We start from the raw sequence: 17,641 nt of genomic DNA, 5'->3' as shown, positions 1-17,641 counted from the left end.
CGTGGATGAAGAAGTTTTCATCGACCGGAACTTGTTTTTTCGCCGGCCGATCCAATCTAGTGATGCGTTCCCTCCCCCGGTGCTCACTCGAGGCCTCAGATGAATTCCGAAGAGCAAACCCTGATCGATGGCCTGTTCACTCGCCTGCAGGAAGCCGAGCGGCAAACCGCGCCGCGCGACGCCCAGGCCGAGGCGCAGATCAACCAGCACCTCGTGCGCCAGCCGGCCGCGCCCTACTACATGGCGCAGGCGATGCTGATCCAGGAGGCGGCGATCAAGCGCCTGGACCAGCGCGTCAAGGAACTCGAAGCCCAGGTCGCCAGCCTGCAGCAGAACCGCCCCAGCAGCGGCGGCTTCCTCGCCGGCTTGTTCGGCGGCGGCCAGCGCGAAGCAGCGGCGCAACCCCAGCAAGCGCAACAGCGCCCGGACGGCTGGGGCCAGACGCGCTTCTCCCAGCCCGGCGCCAATGCCAGCTACGCCAGCAACCCCAACGACTTCCGCCCCGCCGCGGCACCCCAGGCCGCGCCGGCCCAGGGCGGCGGCTTCCTGCGTGGCGCCTTGCAGACCGCCGCGGGCGTGGCCGGCGGCATGATGGTGGCGGACCTGCTGACCAACATGTTCCACCACTCGCAGCCGCAGGAAATCGTCGAGGTGATCCAGGAAGAGGTGCCGGCCGAGCATTTCGACCCGCAATCCTCCGGGCTGGACGATTCCAGCCAGACCTTCCTCGACGGTGATCGCTACGCCGACAACGGCTTCACCGACGCCGGCTACGACGATGGCGGATTCGCCGACGACTCCAGCTTTTTCGACGACGACGGCGACATGTTCAGCTGATCGATAGCCCCGCGCCGACGACGCGGGGCTGGCGGCGCGGCGGTGGGCTGCGATAATGCGCGTCCACCGCCTGATCCGGAGCCGCCGTTGAAAACCCTCGCCCTGTTCGCCGATGTGCAGAACCTCTACTACACGGTTCGCCAGGCCTACGGCTGCCATTTCAACTACGCTGCCCTGTGGAGCGAGTTGAGCCGCGAAGGCCGCATAGTCGAAGCCTATGCCTACGCCATCGACCGTGGCGACCCGCGCCAGCAGCAGTTCCAGCAGATCCTCCGCAACCTCGGCTTCGAGGTGAAGCTCAAACCCTACATCCAGCGCAGCGACGGCTCGGCCAAGGGCGACTGGGACGTGGGCATCACCATCGACGTGCTCGACGCCGTGGCGCGGGTGGACGAGATAGTGCTGTGTTCCGGCGACGGCGACTTCGACCTGCTGCTGCAACGCGTCCGCTCCCAGGGCAAGACGGCCGCCGCCTATGGCGTACCGGGCCTGACCGCGCAGGCGCTGATCCGCTCGGCGACGCGCTACGTGCCCATCGAGGGCGAGCTGCTGCTGCGCCACTAGCGGCTACAATGCCGCCCATTCCACCTTCCGTTGCGTGAGTGCTCCATGACCTTCGCCGCCCTCGGCCTGATCGAACCCCTGCTGCGCGCCCTCGACGGCCTCGGCTACCAGAACCCGACCCCGGTGCAGGCCCAGGCCATCCCCGCCGTGCTCAAGGGCCGCGACCTGCTGGCCGCGGCGCAGACCGGCACCGGCAAGACCGCCGGCTTCGCCCTGCCGCTGCTGCAGAAGCTGCTGCAGGAAGGCCCGCAGGTAGCCGCCAACGCGGTGCGCGCCCTGGTGCTGGTGCCCACTCGCGAGCTGGCCGAGCAGGTGCACGACAGCTTCCGCGCCTATGGCCAGCACGTGCCGCTGCGCACGGCGGTGGCCTACGGCGGGGTGAGCATCAACCCGCAGATGATGAAGCTGCGCAAGGGCGTCGACGTGCTGGTGGCCACCCCCGGGCGGCTGCTCGACCTGTACCGGCAGAACGCCCTGAAATTCACCCAGTTGCAGGTGCTGGTGCTGGACGAGGCCGACCGCATGCTCGACCTGGGCTTCGCCCGCGAGCTGGAAGAAGTGTTCGCCGCGCTGCCGAAGCGGCGCCAGACGTTGCTGTTCTCCGCCACCTTCTCCGAGGCGATCCGCCAGATGGCCGGCGGCCTGCTGCGCGACCCGCTGTCCATCGAGGTGGCGCCGCGCAACACCGCGGCGAAGACGGTGAAGCAGCAACTGATCACCGTGGACAAGAAGCGCAAGGCCGAGCTGTTCCTGCACCTGCTGCAGGCCCGCCGTTGGCGCCAGGCCCTGGTGTTCGCCAAGACGCGCAAGGGCGTCGACGAGCTGGTCGGCGTGCTCCAGGCCGAAGGCATCGCCGCCGACTCCATCCACGGCGACAAGCCGCAGCCGGCGCGCCTGCGCGCACTGCAGCGGTTCAAGGACGGCGAGGTGGACTTCCTGGTGGCCACCGACGTCGCCGCCCGTGGCCTGGACATCGAGCAGATGCCGCTGGTGGTCAACTTCGACCTGCCCATCGTCGCCGAGGACTACGTGCACCGCATCGGCCGCACCGGCCGCGCCGGCGCCAGCGGTCAGGCCCTGTCGCTGGTGTGCGCCGACGAGGTGCAGCAGCTGGCGGCCATCGAGACGCTGATCGGGCAACTGCTGCCGCGATCCGAAGAAGACGGCTTCGAGGTCGAGCACAGGGTGCCGCAGACGACCCTGGGCGGCCAGGTGCTGAAGAAGCCGAAGAAACCCAAGCAGCCCAAGGTGCCTGCGGCCAAGCCGGGCAATATCCACCTGGGCGACCTGCTGGCCGACAAGCCCCAGGTGAAGGCGGTGCGCAAGGCGCCGGGCTTCGCCAAGGCGCCGGCCGGCAAGGGCAAGCCGAAGGGCCGCTGAGGGCGCGGGGGGGTACGAAAAGCCGTGCCCCCGCTCAATCGAGGTTGTGGCCGATACGCCACAACACCCCGCTCGGATCATGCAGCGTGAAGTCCCGCATCCGCCAAGCCCGATCCTCCGGCTCCCCCAACTGCACCCCATGGCGCCCGGCGATATCGATCTCGCGCAGGCGCTGCCACCAGGCGTCGGCGTCTTCCACCAGAAGGTGCAGCATCAGGTTCTCGGCGAATTCCTTCACGTAGTAGTTCTGCAGCAGGAAGGCGCAGTGGTCGCCGTGGTGGAAGTAGCTCAACTCTTCCGAGCTCCACGGATTGGCGAAGCCCAGGTCGCGGTAGAAGACCTGGGACTGGGCGTAGTCGCGGGCCGGGACGAAGACTTTCAGTTCGACGCTGTTCAGCTTGCTCATGGCGCTTCCTTGTCGTGGCACTGGCCTCTGCCGGGCGGCTGGCGCGCAGTCTAGCGCAGGCTCAGAGGGCGCGCTGCATGTAGCGGTGGCTGGCCACGCCCGGCAGGTTGGAGTGGCGCTCGGCCTGCACCGTGAAGCCCAGGCGCTCGTACAGCGCCTGGGCCCGCGGGTTGGCCACCGACACGTCGAGGGCGGCCATGGGCAGGCCGGCGCGGCGGCCGCGTTCGAGGAAGTGGTCGATCAACTGGCTGCCCAGGCCTTCGCCGCGCAACTCCGGCGCCACGCCGAGGTGGGCGAGGTACAGCGTCCGCTTCGGTGGCGGGCAGATGATCCGCTCCAGTTGCAGGCCACGGCGGATCACCGCCGCCGCGCCCAGGCCGAAGAAGCCGAATATCTGCCGGCTGGCGGCGAGCAGGTAGCCGAGGTTGGCCTCGCCGCCGAACACAGTGCCCACCGCCACCACCCGTCCGTTCAGTTCGCCTACCGTGTGCTGGCGCCAGCCGAACTGGCCGCCGCCCTGGACGAAGGCGTGGCGCAGGAAGTCCTGGGCGCTGTTGCGCCCCGGGCGGGCGAAGGCATAGTCGAAGGCATCGGGGCCGGAGCTGTAGATCAGCGGGACGGCGGCGTCGACGTCCTCGGGGCGGGCCGGGCGGAAGCTCAGGGGCATGGCGCGGACTCTGCTGGGGAGAATCCGCAATCTAGCACTATGGTTCCAGCTTCAGCCAGCGCAAGGCGCCCAGGCCGGCGGCGCGGCCGCTGGCGAAGCAGGCGGTGAGCAGGTAGCCGCCGGTGGGCGCCTCCCAGTCGAGCATCTCGCCGGCGCAGAACACGCCGGGCAGGGCGTTGAGCATCAGCTGCTTATCCACAGCCTCGAAGGTGACGCCGCCGGCGCTGCTGATGGCTTCGTCCAGCGGGCGCGGGCGCACCACCGTCAGCGGCAGGGCCTTGATCAGCGCGGCCAGGCGCTGCGGCTCGGCGTAGTCGGCGGCTGTGGACAACTCGCGCAGCAGGCCGGCGCGCACGCCGTCCAGGCCCAGGCGGCCGCGCAGGTGGTTGGCCATGGACTTGGAGCCGCGCGGCTGGGCCAGGGCTTTCGCCACCTGCTCGATGCTGCGGTTGGGCAGCAGGTCGAGCAATACGCTGGCCGAGCCGTCGCGGGCGATGCGCTCGCGGATGCCGGCGGACAGCGCATAGACAAGGCTGCCCTCGATGCCGCCGGCGGTGACCACGAATTCGCCCTGGCGCGGCGCCTCGCCCTCCAGGCCCATGGCCACCGGCTTGACCGGCGCGCCGGCGAACTTGTCGCGGAAGAACTCGCTCCAACCTGCGACTTCGAAGCCGCAGTTCGACGGCCGCAGGGGCGCGACTGCTACGCCGCGCGCTTGCAGCATCGGCACCCAGGCGCCGTCGGAGCCCAGGCGTTGCCAGCTGCCGCCGCCCAGGGCCAGCACGGTCACGTCGGCCTGCAGGGCCTGGCGCCCTTCGGGGCCGTCGATCAGCAGGCGGCCCTGTTCGTCCCAGCCCTGCCAGCGGCTGCGGGTGTGGATAACCACGCCGCTGTCGCGCAGGCGCTTGAGCCAGGCGCGCAACAGGGGCGCGGCCTTCATGTCGGTGGGGAAGACGCGGCCGGACGTGCCGACGAAAGTATTTATCCCCAGACCATGGATCCACTCGCGCAGGGCCTGGCTGTCGAAATCCGCGAGCAGCGCGCCGATTTCCGCGCGGCGTTCGCCGTAGCGGCCGACGAAGGCTGCCTGATCTTCGGAGTGGGTGATGTTCATGCCACCCACGCCGGCCAGCAGGAACTTGCGCCCCACCGAGGGCATGGCGTCGTACAGCGCCACGCGCACGCCGGCGCCGGCCAGCACTTCGGCGGCCATCAGGCCGGCGGGGCCGCCGCCGATGACGATGGCGCTGGGGGAGGGCAGGGAGCTGTGCTCGGTCATGGGCTGGGCATGGTCGGTGGAAAGGGCGCGCATTCTAGCCTAGCCGCTGGCGGCCGGGGCTGATCAATTCGCCAGCGGCCATGCGGGGGCCCCGGCGCGTGGGCAAGTCACAGGTTTGTACCCAGGATATCCACAGGCGGCTCCACAGCTTTCGGGGACAACGTTGCCCCACGTAGGATGGGTGGAGCGTAGCGATACCCATCGAATGCAGCATGGGTTTCGCAAGCTCAACCCATCCTACGGGTGTGCTGGTCATATTTTGTTCGTTGGGCTGGAGGGCCCATGGATGCGGGGCTGTAGCGAATGCCCCGCAGTTTTTCCACAGGAGGTTCCACAGCATCCGTGGAAAAGTCGCACCTTTTCCTCCGAACGCTGTCTGGTCATCTTTCGTACATCCGGCTGCGGCCCAGGCCCGGCGTGGGCCAGGGCAGACTCCCCGCAGCTTTTCCACAGGTTGCTCCACAGTTGCCGTGGACAACTCAGCCCAGGCCCAGGCGCTGCCAGACGCGCTGCGCGCTGTGGTGGAGAATGCCGTGGCGCCGGGCCAGGGCCGTGCGGTCCTTGTCGTAGCCGCCGCCGATCACCCCCAGCACCGGGATGTCGCGGGCCAGGCAGCGTTCGATCACGCGCTCGTCGCGGGCGGCCAGGCCGGCGTCGGTGAGGTTCAGGTAGCCCAGGGTGTCGTCCTTGTGCACATCCACCCCGGCGTCGTAGAGCACCAGGTCCGGCTGGTACAGCGGCAGCAGGTAGTCCAGCGCCTCGTCCACCACCCGCAGGTAGTCGGCGTCGCCCATGTGCAGCGGCAGGGGGATGTCCCAGTCGCTGTGCGCCTTGCGCGCGGGGAAGTTCTTCTCGCAGTGCAGCGAGACGGTGATGGCGTCCGCCACCTGCTCCAGGATGCGCGCGGTGCCGTCGCCCTGGTGCACGTCGCAGTCGAAGATCAGCACGCGCCCGGCGCGGCCGCTTGCCAGCAGGTGCAGGGCGATCACCGCCAGGTCGTTGAAGATGCAGAAGCCCGAGGCGTGGTCGTGGTGCGCATGGTGGGTGCCGCCGGCCAGGTGGCAGGCCAGGCCGTGCTTGAGCGCCAGGTCCGCGCCCAGCAGCGAGCCGCCCACCGCCCGCACCGTGCGCCGGGCCAGGGCCTCGCTCCAGGGCAGGCCGAGGCGGCGCAGTTCCTCGCGGCTCATGTCGCCGCTGCAATAGCGCTCGATGTAGCCGCGGTCGTGGGCCAGGGCGAGGATGTCCGCCGGGCAGGGCTCGGGGCGCAGCAGCGCCGCGTCGCTGGTCAGGCCGCTGTCCACCAGGTGCTCCTTGAGCAGGCGGAACTTCTCCATGGGGAAGCGGTGGCCGGCGGGGAAGGGCGGGCTGTAGTCGTCGTGGTAGACCAGGGGCAACGGCATGGGGCGGGGCTCGGGCTGTTCAGCGGCAAGGGTAAGCCGGCCCCGCGGCCGGGCGCCAGGGCCGTGCATGGGGCACAATAGGCAGCTGACGAATCTTGCCGAGGCGAACCATGCACCTGCCCAGCCTGAGCACTCCGCGCCTGCCCCAGGGCCACGCGCTGCGCCCGCACGTGCTGTTCCGCATCAGCCGCGAGCAATGGCTGGAGGCGCAGACATGAGCGCCGCCGACGATGTGCGCGCCTACCACGCGCTGAGCTGCCACGCCCCGGAGCGCTTCGCCCCTGGGCCCGGCCAACTGGACTGGGCGACCCAGCCGGCGCCCTTCCGCCGCTACGCCGGGGCGCGGCCGATCGAATTGCTGCACCGCCCGCAGGAGGAATCGCCGGGCTACGACGGCGTGTTCGCCGGCCCCCTTGGCGAGCCCGCGCCGCTGGGCCTGGAAAGCGTCTCGCAACTGCTCTACGACAGCCTGGCGATCTCCGCCTGGAAGCAAGCCGGCGGCAGCCGCTGGGCGCTGCGCGTCAACCCCTCCAGCGGCAACCTGCACCCCACCGAGGCCTACCTGCTGCTGCCGGCCGGGGCTGTGGACAAGTCCGCCGTGCTGGCCCACTACACTGCCGACGAACACCTGCTGGAAGTGCGCGCCGAGCTGCCGCCCGCCGTGGCGCAGCAACTGCCAGGCGCCGGCCTGCTGCTGGCGCTGGCCAGCATTCCCTGGCGCGAGGCCTGGAAGTACGGCGAGCGCGCCTACCGCTACTGCCAGCACGACTTCGGCCACGCGCTGGCGGCCCTGGCCATCGCCGCGGCCATCCAGGGCTGGGAAGTGCGGCTGCTGCGCGCGCTGGACGAGCGCAGTCTGGATGCCGCGTTCGGCCTCGACCGCGAAGGTTTCCACGAGCGCGAAGCGGTGGATGCGTTGCTGTGGATAGGTCCGCCCCGGGACGGCGAGCCCCGCGTGCCCGAGGCGCTGCTGCGAGGGCTGGCGGCGCTGGAGTTGCAAGGCGCTCCGAATCGCCTCTCGCGCAGCTACCGGCACTGGCCGGAGCTGGAGCGCGTCCACGCGCTGTGCCGCGCGCCGGCGCTGGCTCCCGCCGATTGGTGCCTGCCGCGTGCCGAGGCGACCACGGACAACCCCGGCTTGCCATTGCGCCCGATCCTGCACCGCCGGCGCAGCGCGCAGAGCCTGGACGGCCGCAGCGGCATCCACGCCGAGCTGCTGCTGGCCTGGCTGCGCCGCCTGCTGCCGGAAAACTCGCCGGTGCCCTTCGCCTGCTCGGGCGAGCCGCCGCGCATCGACCTGCTGCTGTTCGTCCACCGCGTCCAGGGCCTGGCGCCGGGGCTCTACTGGCTGGGCCGCAGCGGCCGCGCGCCGGGCGGGTTGCGCGGGGACTTCCAGTGGCAACGCGCCGCCGACGACCTGCCTCTGTACCGCCTGCTGGAAGGCGACGCCCGCCAGCTCTCGGCCTTCCTCTCCTGCGGCCAGGACATCGCCAGCGACGGCTGCGTGGCCTTCGCCATGCTCGCCGACCTGGACGCCGCCCTGGCCGAAGGCCCCTGGACCTACCCGCGGCTGTACTGGGAGGCCGGGCAGATCGGCCAACTGCTCTACCTGGAGGCCGAGGCCGCCGGGCTCTCGGGCACCGGCATCGGCTGCTACTTCGACGAGGCGCTGCGGGAATTGCTCGGCGAAGGACCGGACCGCCCGGTCAGCCTCTATCATTTCACCATCGGCCGCGCGGTATGGGACACTCGCCTGAGCAGTTCGCCCGCGTACCCCCAGCCGCGCCGCCCGCATCCCATTCGCAGTACCGATTCCGAGGAAACGTCATGACCCAGATCCTGGACAACCTGGTGGCTTTGCTGAGCCTGGAACCCATCGAGGAGAACCTGTTCCGGGGCATCAGCCAGGACCTCGGCTTCCGCCAGTTGTACGGCGGCCAGGTGCTCGGCCAGGCGCTGTCGGCGGCCAGCCAGACGGTGGAGCCGGCGCGCCACGTGCACTCCATGCACGGCTACTTCCTGCGCCCGGGCGACGCCAGCATGCCGGTGGTCTACCAGGTCGACCGCGTGCGCGACGGCGGCACCTTCAGCACCCGCCGCGTCACGGCGATCCAGAAGGGTCAGCCGATCTTCGCCCTGAGCACCTCCTTCCAGTACGACGAGGAGGGCTTCCAGCACCAGATCCCGATGCCCGACGTGGTCGGCCCGGAGAACCTGCCGACGGACCTGGAGCTAAAGCAGCGCAGCATCGCCCAGTTCCCCGAGCGTATCCGCGACAAGCTGCTGTACCCCAAGCCCATCGAGATCCGCCCGGTCACCCAGAATGACCCCTACGACCCGCAGGTCGGCGAGCCGATCAAGTACCTCTGGCTGCGCGCCGACGGCAAGCTGCCGGACGTGCCGGCGCTGCACAAGTACATCCTCGCCTACGCCTCGGACTTCGGTTTCCTCACCACTTCGCTGCTGCCCCACGGCCGCTCGGTGTGGCAGAAGGACATGCAGGTGGCCACCATCGACCACTCCGTGTGGTTCCACCGCGACCTGCGCGCGGACGAGTGGCTGCTGTACGCCATCGACAGCCCCTGGGCCGGCAACGGCCGCGGCTTCGTGCGCGGCAGCATCTTCAACCGCGACGGCCAGCTGGTGGCCTCGTCGACCCAGGAAGGCCTGATCCGCCGCCGCGAGGACTGGGCATGAAACCGGGCCTGATCCGCCACTGGGTGTTCGACATGGACGGCACCCTGACCCTGGCGGTGCACGACTTCCCGGCGATCAAGCGGGCCCTGGGCATTCCCCAGGAAGACGACATCCTCACCCACCTGGCGGCGCTGCCCGCGGCCGAGGCGGCGGCCAAGCACGCCTGGCTGCTGGAGCACGAACGCGAGCTGGCGTTGGCCTCCACCGCCGCGCCCGGCGCGGTGGACTTGGTGCGCGCGCTGCACGAGGCCGGCTACCGCCTCGGCATCCTCACCCGCAACGCCCACGAGCTGGCGCTGGTGACCCTGCAGGCCATCGGCCTGGGCGACTGCTTCGCCAGCGGCGACATCCTCGGCCGCGGCGAAGCCCGGCCCAAGCCCAACCCGGACGGCCTGCTGCATCTGGCCGAGCGTTGGGGCGTGCAGCCCAAAGACATGCTGATGGTCGGCGACTACCGCTTCGACCTGGAATGCGGCCGCGCGGCGGGCAGCTACACGGCGCTGGTCAACCTGGCGGAAAACCCCTGGCCGGAACTGAGCGACTGGCACGCCGCGGATTGCGCAGCCCTGGGGCGCCTGGCCGGGGTGTTGGCGTAGGGCGTATAACGCTCCGCGTTATCCGCCGCTTAACGGCGATCCCCGGCGGCGCCGAGGTTGGCCTGGGCGCCGTCCGCCTTGCCGGCGGAATCGCGGATGAATCCGCTCCTACATTGGAATGGCGCCGGTGGTTCCGGCTATCGTGGACCAGGTCCGCTCGAAGTGCGGAGAAACGCCGTCGTAGGATGGGTTGAGCGAAGCGATACCCATCACCACGGCAGCATGGGTTTCGCAGGCTCAACCCATCCTACGAAGAGCGTCTCGGCGCGAGTTGTCCCAACGGGGACATGCCGTGCAGCATGGCGAATGCGTAGGGCGAATAACGCTCCGCGTTATCCGCCGTTTAACGGCGATTCCCGGCGGCGCCAAGGTTGGCCTGGGCGCCTCCGCCCTGCCGGCGGAATCGCGGATGAATCCGCTCCTACGGGTGAGAATGCCATGCCTCACGGCAACCTGTAGGAGCGGGCCCTGCCCGCGAAATCGCGCGCAGGGTGTGCTCCTACATTGGAATGGCGCCGGTGGTTCCGGCTATCGTGGACCAGGTCCGTTCGAAGTGCGGAGAAACGCCGTCGTAGGATGGGTTGAGCGAAGCGATACCCATCATCACGGCAGCATGGGTTTCGCAGGCTCAACCCATCCTACGAAGCGCGCCTCGGCGCAAGTTGTCCCAACGGGGACATGCCGTGCAGCATGGCTAATGCGTAGGGCGAATAACGCTCCGCGTTATCCGCCGCTTAATGGCGATCCCCGGCGGCGCCGAGGTTGGCCTGGGCGCCGTCCGCCCTGCCGGCGGAATCGCAGATGAATCCGCTCCTACGGGGGAGAATGCCATGCTTCACGGCAACCTGTAGGAGCGGGCCCTGCCCGCGAAATCGCGCGCAGGGCGCGCTCCTACATTGGAATGGCGTGGGTGGGGTTGCGTAGGAGCGGATTCATCCGCGAAACGCGCCGGTGGTTCCGGCTATCGCGGACCAGGTCCGTTCGAAGTGCGGAGAAACGCCGTCGTAGGATGGGTTGAGCGAAGCGATACCCATCACCACGGCAGCATGGGTTTCGCAGGCTCAACCCATCCTACGAAGAGCGTCTCGGCGCGGTCAGCAAGACAGTTGCCCCTACTGGGCCGTGACGAGGTGCTCTTCGTAGCGGGCCTTGCCCGCGATGGCTACAACTCCGGCGTCCAGGTCAACGCCAGCAGCGCGGTGCGGCCGGCTTCCTTGTAGTGCAGGGTTTCGCTGGGGAAACCCATGGGATCGGTCGGGCGCTGGTAGCTGGCGCGGGCGTAGTCGCGGTCCAGCAGGTTCTGCAGCTTCAGGTCCCAGCGCAGGGTTTCGCTGAACTGCCAGCTGCCGCGCAGATCGAGCACGCCGTAGCCGCCCAGGCGGTCCTGGTTGGCCGCGTCGGCGTAGCTGTTGCTCAGCGCGCGCCAGGTGCCGCCGACGCCGAAGGCGCCGAACTGGCGGTCCAGGTCCAGGCTCAGGGTGCGCCGGGCGCGGCGCGGCAGGGTGTGGCCGGTGTCGCGGTCGCGCGGGTCGATGATGCTCAGGCCGAGGTTGGCCTGCCAGCCGAGGACCTCACGGGCCAGGCTGGCCTCGAAGCCGTCGATGCGCGCCCTGGCGATGTTCTGCGGCATGTTGCTGGCGCTGTCCCAGGCGATCAGGTCGTCCACCTCGGTACGGTACAGCGCGGCCTCCAGGTGCGTGCCGGCGAAGTCGCCGCGCCATTGCAGCTCGTAGGTCTTCGAGGTCTCGGCCTTCAGGTCCGGGTTGCTGGCGCCGGGGTAGTAGAGGTCGCTGAAGGTCGGCGCGCGGAAGCCCTCGCCGTAGCTGGCGATCCAGCTCTGGTTGTCACCTACCGGCAGGGTGACGGCGGCGTTCCAGCTGTTCTGCGAGCCGTAGCGCTCGTTGTCGTCGTGGCGCAGGCCCAGCTCGGTGGAGAAGGCCTCGCCCTTGAAGCTGTGCTGGGCGAAGAAGGCGTGGTTGGTGCGGCTGTCCTCGGCGAAGGCGGTGCTGCCCTCGACCTTGTCCTCGTACCAGTCCGCGCCCAGGGCGAGCTGGTTGCGCGCGTCCAACTGCAGGCGGTTGAGCCAGCTGGCCGAATGCCGGGTGGTTTCCAGGGTGCCGTTGTTCCACACCTCGGCGGCGCCGACGGCCTTGTTGCGGTCGAAGCTGCGGCCCAGCTCCACGCGGCTGTTCCACATCGAGGTCAGCTGGCCTTCGAGGTAGCCGCTGTAGCTGCTGACGCGGAACTCGTCGTGGGGCTCGGCGGGGGCGTAGCTGTAGGCGTCGTCGTATTCGCTGTCGCCGCGCTGGTCGTTGAGGCTGAAGCCGGCCTTCCAGTCGTCGTTCAGGCGGTGGTCCAGGTTCAGGTGCACGGCCTTGTTGCGCTGGCCGTCGTGGTCGCTGTCGGCGCCGACGTTGTCGCGGGTGTAGTCGTAGCCGCGGCTCTCGTCGAGGCTGGCGCCGAGGTCGAAGCGGGTGCGCTCGTCGCCGCCGGCGAGCGAGGCGCTGCGCTGGAAGGTGCCGTTGCTGCCGGCGGCCAGGCGCACTTGCGGGTGCAGGCCGGCTTCGCCGCGGCGGGTGAAGATCTGGATCACCCCGCCGATGGCGTCGGCGCCGTACAGCGCCGAACGCGGGCCGCGGGTCACTTCCACGCGCTCGATGTTGTCGATGCTCAGGTAGTCCAGGCGGGCGATGCCGCTGCTGGCCGAGGCGATGCGCTGGCCGTCCACCAGCACCAGCGTTTGGCCGGGGTTGGTGCCGCGCAGGAAGTAGCTGGTCAGGCCGCCGGCGTTGCTCAGCTGCACGCCGGGTACGCGCTGCAGCAGCTCGGGCACGCTGCGCGCCTGCAGGCGCTCGATGTCGTCGTGGGTGAAGACGGTGTTGGCCGCAGTGGCCTGGCCGCGGGGTTCGGCCTGACGCGCCGAGGTGATGACCATCGACGGCAGCTGGTAGGCCTGTTCGGCATCGTCGCCGGCGAAGGCCGCCGCGGGCAGCACGGCGACGGCCAGGGCAAGACGGGAAAGTTTCATCGCTGGGGTTCCTCAAAAGTGGACTTTCGAGGAGGGCTGGCAAGGGCGGGAGTGGCCGCGCTTGAAGGTGCGGCCCTCCGCAACACCTGTCATGCGTGTCGAGGGCGGTCTCCGGGCTGCCGACTCGCACGCTCCCGGCCTTCCCATGCGTGGCGCACAGTGGCGGATTGGAGCGCGGCAGGCGCAAGGCCTGCGGTCGGTTACCGTTGCGGGGGCAGCGCAGGCCTTTCACCTGCTTCCCGTTACCTCGAACGAAAACGTGCGCACCTTACGAACAACGCGGCGGCCGGGCAAGTCGGGCCGATGCGGAACCTGTCCGTCAGACGTCCCTTTCCTCTGCGGCCCGTCACGTCCATGGCGGCGCCCCGCCTGCGCCCGGGCGCTTTGCGGCGGCTGCGACAAAGTCACTCAGCACGCTGCGAACCGCGGCCGGAAAGCTCCGGCCAGCAGCCGCCAATGCGGCGCCGCGCGGGCGTTCCAGCCGGTTTTTGTAGGAGTTTTCTGGTCTTTCGGGGCGGCGGAAAACTTTGCCGGATTTTGATAGGGCCGCCGTCCGGGCACTTGTTAGCTTCCTAAGCAGTAGAGGAGGGGAGCACGTGTCCAAAGAGCGCATCATCCAGGAATTCGTCCCGGGCAAGCAGGTGACCCTGGCGCACCTGATCGCGCATCCCCAGGAGGAGCTGTCGAGCAAGATCGGCGTCCCCGGGGCGCAGGCCATCGGCATCATGACCCTCACCCCGGGCGAGACCGCGATGATCGCCGGCGACTTCGCCACCAAGGCCGCCGACGTGCGCATCGGCTTCCTCGACCGCTTCAGCGGCGCGCTGGTGCTGCACGGCAGCGTCGGCGCGGTGGAGGAGGCGCTGGCGCAGACCTGCGCCGCCCTCGGCCGGCTGCTGGACTACAGCGTCTGCCCGGTGACCAGGAGCTGACCATGGACGCGCCGCGTTATGCCCTCATCGGTGGCGTCGGAGCCGGCAAGACCACCCTGTTCAACGCCCTGTGCGGCAATCCCGAAGCGGCGCGCAAGACCCAGGCGCTGGACTACGGCCCCGGCGGCGCACTGGACACCCCCGGCGAATTCGTCAGCCACCCGCGCCTGTATCGCGCGCTGATCACCAGCACCGACGACGTCGACACCCTGGTCTACGTGCACCCCGCCGATGCGACGGAGTGCCGGCTGCCGCCCGGGCTGCTGGACATCCACGCCGGCAAGCGGCTGATCGGGGTGATCAGCAAGTGCGACCTGCCCGGCGTCGACCTGCCCGCCATCGAGCGCCTGCTGCGCGCCCACGGCATCGACGGCGCGATCGTCCACACCGCCAGCGACGACCCCGCCAGCATCGAGCGCCTGCGCGCGCTGCTGAACGCACGGAATCCGATCGAGGACCTGTTGAGATGAAGAAGCTGATTACCGCCAACGACATCCGTGAAGCCATCGCCGCCGGGCAGAGTTCCCTGGCCGTGGAGCTGCCGCGCTGCATCGTCACCCCCGAGGCGCGCACGGTCGCCGAGCAGGCTGGCCTGGCGCTGGTCGAGCGGGTGGCCGGCGAGCCGGCGGCGGCCGCGAGTGAACCGGCCGCGGCCGGGCCGAGCGAGGACGAGCTGGCGCGGATTCGCGCCGAGGTGCTGGCGCGGCTGCCCGCCGAAGTGGACGCGCAACTGGTCGACCAACTGGTGCGCAAGGCCGCGCAACAGGGCGGCGCCTGCGTGGCCCGGGCGGCCTTCGAGGCGCGCACCGGCGCCGGCGGGATCAAGCTGGTGAAGGGCGGCAGCGTGCGCTTCGGCCGCCTGGAAGGCGTGCCGGGCGAATACCAGATCGGCATCACCGACGTGGTCGGCGCCGAGGACGGCAGCAGCATGGGCGCCGGCTTCATGCAGTGGGAGAACGCCTTCTTCCCCTGGACGCTGAACTACGACGAAGTGGACCTGGTGCTGGAGGGCGAGCTGCACATCCGCCAGAACGGCGAGACCCTGGTGGGCCAGCCCGGCGACCTGCTGTTCATTCCCAAGGGTAGCGCCATCGAGTTCGGCACCCCCAGCCGGGTGCGCTTCCTCTACGTGGCCTGGCCGGCCAACTGGCAGGAACAGTGAGGCGGCCATGAGCACTTTCATCACCGAAAGCTGGCTGCGCGAGCGCCACGGCCTGAGCGAAGGCACCGAGCTGCGGCTGCCCGCCGACGCGCGGTTGACCCCCGCCGCCCGCGCGCTGATCGACGAGCGCCACCTGTCGCTGAAGTTCCATGACGAACAGGGCCGCCTGTACCGGGCGACCGAAGAGCCGGACGCGGACGGCGCGCCGTGCCTGCAGGCGGTGCACGGGCTGACCGGCAGCGCCCGGCGCGTCGCCGCGACCTGCCAGCTGTGCGGTTCGGCGCCGGCCGACAAACCCGCCGGCATGACCCATCTGAACGCCCACGAACTGGTGGCCAAGAACGACCCGCGCCTGCAGTTCCGCGCCCAGCTGGACGCGGCCATCGCCCTGGCGGTGTGGCTGCAGGTGGAGCTGCCGGAGCCGGCCGAGCTGGCCGCCTGGCTGGCCGACATCCGTTCGCTGCTCGGCCAGCTGATGCGCGCCGACGTGCTGGACGAGGAGCTGGCCGGGTTCGCCGTCGGCGGGCTCGACCAGGCCGTGCTGCACCGCCTGTCCCACGCGCCGCTGAAATACCTGGGCCACGACCACCTGGTGCCCGAGTGCGGCCACGGCCGCGCGCCGGCGCTGCTCAACCTGCTGCGGGCCAAGGTCCGCGAGGTGGAAATCTGCGCCGCCCAGGTGTTCATGGAGGCCGGCTTCAAGCTGCGCCGCGCGGACCTGCTGCACGCCCTCAACCGGCTGTCCAGCGCGCTCTACGTGGCCATGCTGCTGAGCCTGCTGCACCTGCGCGGGCAACCCTGGCCGAGCGCCGCGGAACTGAGCCGGCGCGTGCAGGGAGAGGCCCCATGAAACTGTTCGACGACTGCCGCCGGGCCGCCCGGCAGAACCCGCCGCGGGTGGTCTTCCCCGACGCCCTGGACCGCCGCGCCATCGAGGCGGCGCAGTTCCTCAAGGCCGAGGGCCTGGCCGAGCCGCTGCTGCTGGGCAACCCCTTCGCCCTGCGCGGCTACTGCCTGGAGCGGCACATCCGCCTGGGCGACCTCGGGCTGATCGACCCCGCGCGCTCGCCCTGGCTGCACGGCTTCGCCCAGGACCTGGCCCGGCGCCAGGACAAGCTCAGCCCCGAGCAGGCCCTGGAACAACTGCACGACCCGCTGTGGTTCGGCGCGGCGCTGCTGGCGGCCGGCCAGGTCGACCTGTGCATCGCCGGCAACCTCAGCGCCACCGCCGACGTGCTGCGCGCCGGCCTGCGGGTGGTCGGCCTGGCGCCGGGCAACCGCACGCTGTCCTCGGTGTTCTTCATGCTGCCAGCGGACGGCGGCGCCCCCTTGGCCTTCGCCGATTGCGGCGTGGTGCCGCGGCCGACGGTGGAGCAACTGGCGGACATCGCCCTGGCCTCGGCGGCCAGCTTCGAGCAGGTGACCGGCGAGCCGGCGCGGGTGGCGATGCTCTCGTTCTCCAGCCACGGCAGCGCCAGGCACGCCGACGCCGAGGCGGTGCGCCAGGCCTGCGAGCTTGTGCGCGAGCGCCGGCCGGAGCTGTGCGTCGACGGCGAAATCCAGTTCGACGCCGCCTTCGTCCCCGAGGTGGCCGCGGCGAAGGTGCCCGGCAGCCCGCTGGGCGGGGCGGCCAACGTGTTCGTGTTCCCCAGCCTGGAGGCCGGGAACATCGGCTACAAGATCGCCCAGCGGCTCGGCGGCATGAACGCCATCGGCCCGATGCTGCAGGGCATGAACGCGCCGCTGCACGACCTGTCGCGCGGCTGCACGAGCGAGGAAATGATCCAGACGGTGCTGCTGGCCAACAAGATGGCCGGCGGCGCCGAGGCTGTCGGGCGAGTCGCCTGAGCCGGACGGCGGCCCCCGCCGTCCGGGGGTAACGCGAGTGGCTAGCCACTCCGAAGAGGCCCTGCGAAGGGCGATCGATTGTTCGAGGAGAGTGAGATGGAAGCATTAGGCATGATCGAAACCAAGGGCCTGGTGGCGCTGATCGAGGCCTCCGACGCCATGGTCAAGGCCGCCCGGGTGAAGCTGGTGGGCGTCAAGCAGATCGGCGGTGGCCTGGTCACTGCGATGGTCCGTGGCGACGTAGCAGCCTGCAAGGCGGCCACCGATGCCGGCGCGGCCGCCGCGCAGCGCGTCGGCGAAGTGGTCTCGGTGCAGGTGATCCCGCGTCCGCATTCGGACCTGGAAGAGGTCTTTCCGATCAAGCTGGCGGCGGATCGCCCGGTGGATTGAGCGGCCCGCCGCGACCGTCCGAGCGGCGCCCGAGCCCGCCCTGCGGGTTCCGGGCGCCGCCACCGAGGATCCATGCGTATACCGCGAAGGACGCGGCCCGATGAGGTAACAGGCGATGAAACTGGCGATTGTCGTGGGGCAGGTGGTGTGCACCGTGAAGCATCCGGGCGTGGGCCTGGACCGGCTGCTGCTGGTCGAGATGCTCGACCGCGCCGGCCGCCCCGACGGTGAACGGCACGTGGCCAGCGACAGCCTCGGCGCCGGCAACGGCGAGTGGGTGATGCTGGCCGGCGGCAGCGCCGCGCGCCAGGCCCTGGCCGAGGTGCGCGCGCCGATCGACCTGTGTGTGGTCGGCATCGTCGACGAAGCGGTGCTCGACGGCAGCCTGCTCTACCGCAAATAGGCCCGCCCCCGGCGGTCATTCACGACAAGCGTCCTCCACCGGCCCGCGCCAG

Annotated in this window: 18 protein-coding genes and 1 riboswitch; of the genes, 13 read left to right on the top strand and 5 right to left on the bottom strand. The window is 70.1% G+C overall.

Annotated features, from left to right (window positions below):
- The first annotated feature begins 99 nt into the window (after positions 1-99).
- The 3 genes from IG194_RS09880 to IG194_RS09870 all read left to right on the top strand — a co-directional run bounded on the left by IG194_RS09880 (position 100) and on the right by IG194_RS09870 (position 2,781).
- Positions 100-837, top strand: coding sequence for a DUF2076 domain-containing protein (locus IG194_RS09880; RefSeq protein WP_058487587.1), 738 nt, complete (start codon positions 100-102; stop codon positions 835-837).
- A gap of 87 nt (positions 838-924) precedes the next feature.
- Positions 925-1,401 carry an NYN domain-containing protein gene (locus IG194_RS09875; protein WP_009615683.1) on the top strand — a complete coding sequence of 159 codons (477 nt, stop codon included), beginning with the start codon at positions 925-927 and terminating at the stop codon, positions 1,399-1,401.
- A gap of 45 nt (positions 1,402-1,446) precedes the next feature.
- Positions 1,447-2,781, top strand: coding sequence for a DEAD/DEAH box helicase (locus IG194_RS09870; protein WP_058487586.1), 1,335 nt, complete (start codon positions 1,447-1,449; stop codon positions 2,779-2,781).
- 34 nt (positions 2,782-2,815) lie between these two features.
- On the opposite strand, the gene IG194_RS09865 is transcribed toward IG194_RS09870, so the two are convergent.
- From IG194_RS09865 to IG194_RS09850, 4 genes are all read right to left on the bottom strand, one after another.
- Positions 2,816-3,187, bottom strand: coding sequence for a VOC family protein (locus IG194_RS09865; RefSeq protein ID WP_058487585.1), 372 nt, complete (start codon positions 3,185-3,187; stop codon positions 2,816-2,818).
- A gap of 61 nt (positions 3,188-3,248) precedes the next feature.
- The gene (locus IG194_RS09860) at positions 3,249-3,854 is read right to left on the bottom strand and encodes a GNAT family N-acetyltransferase (protein ID WP_058487584.1); all 606 of its coding nucleotides are present in this window, start codon (positions 3,852-3,854) and stop codon (positions 3,249-3,251) included.
- Positions 3,855-3,891: 37 nt separating this feature from the next.
- A complete protein-coding gene (locus IG194_RS09855; protein WP_082996254.1) occupies positions 3,892-5,133 on the bottom strand; it encodes a TIGR03862 family flavoprotein in 1,242 nt (413 codons plus the stop codon).
- A 479-nt stretch (positions 5,134-5,612) separates the two neighbouring features.
- Positions 5,613-6,533 (bottom strand): histone deacetylase, encoded by a 921-nt coding sequence (locus tag IG194_RS09850; RefSeq protein ID WP_058487583.1) that lies wholly within the window; start codon positions 6,531-6,533, stop codon positions 5,613-5,615.
- A gap of 214 nt (positions 6,534-6,747) precedes the next feature.
- On the opposite strand from IG194_RS09850, the gene IG194_RS09840 reads away from it, so the two are divergent.
- The 3 genes from IG194_RS09840 to IG194_RS09830 are packed head-to-tail and all read left to right on the top strand — an operon-like array spanning position 6,748 to position 9,826.
- The gene (locus tag IG194_RS09840; protein WP_058487582.1) at positions 6,748-8,364 is read left to right on the top strand and encodes a nitroreductase family protein; all 1,617 of its coding nucleotides are present in this window, start codon (positions 6,748-6,750) and stop codon (positions 8,362-8,364) included.
- On the top strand, positions 8,361-9,230 hold the full coding sequence (gene tesB / locus IG194_RS09835; protein ID WP_009615691.1) for an acyl-CoA thioesterase II: 870 nt from the start codon (positions 8,361-8,363) through the stop codon (positions 9,228-9,230). The genes IG194_RS09840 and tesB overlap by 4 nt, the downstream gene beginning before the upstream one ends.
- Positions 9,227-9,826 (top strand): HAD family hydrolase, encoded by a 600-nt coding sequence (locus IG194_RS09830; protein WP_043273354.1) that lies wholly within the window; start codon positions 9,227-9,229, stop codon positions 9,824-9,826. The genes tesB and IG194_RS09830 overlap by 4 nt, the downstream gene beginning before the upstream one ends.
- Before the next feature lie 1,162 nt (positions 9,827-10,988).
- On the opposite strand, the gene IG194_RS09825 is transcribed toward IG194_RS09830, so the two are convergent.
- Positions 10,989-12,854, bottom strand: a complete 1,866-nt coding sequence (locus IG194_RS09825) for a TonB-dependent receptor domain-containing protein (protein ID WP_064987576.1) — start codon at positions 12,852-12,854, stop codon at positions 10,989-10,991.
- Positions 12,855-12,938: 84 nt separating this feature from the next.
- A riboswitch (cobalamin riboswitch) is annotated at positions 12,939-13,140 on the bottom strand.
- A 310-nt stretch (positions 13,141-13,450) separates the two neighbouring features.
- Between IG194_RS09825 and eutS the strand changes: the two genes are divergently transcribed.
- From eutS to eutN, 7 genes are all read left to right on the top strand, one after another.
- Positions 13,451-13,786 (top strand): ethanolamine utilization microcompartment protein EutS, encoded by a 336-nt coding sequence (gene eutS, locus IG194_RS09820; RefSeq protein WP_009615694.1) that lies wholly within the window; start codon positions 13,451-13,453, stop codon positions 13,784-13,786.
- A gap of 2 nt (positions 13,787-13,788) precedes the next feature.
- Entirely contained in the window at positions 13,789-14,256 is a 468-nt protein-coding gene (locus IG194_RS09815) for a EutP/PduV family microcompartment system protein (RefSeq protein ID WP_058487580.1), read from the top strand.
- Positions 14,253-14,948: an ethanolamine utilization acetate kinase EutQ gene (gene eutQ / locus IG194_RS09810; protein ID WP_043273352.1), complete on the top strand. Its 696-nt coding sequence runs from the start codon at positions 14,253-14,255 to the stop codon at positions 14,946-14,948. The genes IG194_RS09815 and eutQ overlap by 4 nt, the downstream gene beginning before the upstream one ends.
- Positions 14,949-14,955: 7 nt before the next feature.
- Entirely contained in the window at positions 14,956-15,798 is an 843-nt protein-coding gene (eutT, locus tag IG194_RS09805; RefSeq protein WP_009615698.1) for an ethanolamine utilization cob(I)yrinic acid a,c-diamide adenosyltransferase EutT, read from the top strand.
- Positions 15,795-16,796, top strand: coding sequence for a phosphate acetyltransferase (locus IG194_RS09800; RefSeq protein WP_058487579.1), 1,002 nt, complete (start codon positions 15,795-15,797; stop codon positions 16,794-16,796). The genes eutT and IG194_RS09800 overlap by 4 nt, the downstream gene beginning before the upstream one ends.
- 96 nt (positions 16,797-16,892) lie before the next feature.
- The gene (gene eutM / locus IG194_RS09795) at positions 16,893-17,186 is read left to right on the top strand and encodes an ethanolamine utilization microcompartment protein EutM (protein ID WP_009615702.1); all 294 of its coding nucleotides are present in this window, start codon (positions 16,893-16,895) and stop codon (positions 17,184-17,186) included.
- Positions 17,187-17,301: 115 nt separating this feature from the next.
- Entirely contained in the window at positions 17,302-17,589 is a 288-nt protein-coding gene (gene eutN, locus IG194_RS09790; RefSeq protein ID WP_009615703.1) for an ethanolamine utilization microcompartment protein EutN, read from the top strand.
- The last annotated feature ends 52 nt before the right edge of the window (positions 17,590-17,641 follow it).

Origin of the sequence: Pseudomonas sp. ADPe, assembly GCF_014843515.1 — a bacterium.
In the GTDB taxonomy this organism is placed as follows: Bacteria; Pseudomonadota; Gammaproteobacteria; order Pseudomonadales; family Pseudomonadaceae; genus Pseudomonas; species Pseudomonas citronellolis.
Note: the sequence above shows the minus strand (reverse complement) of the source record. Positions and strands in the feature narration are given on the sequence as shown.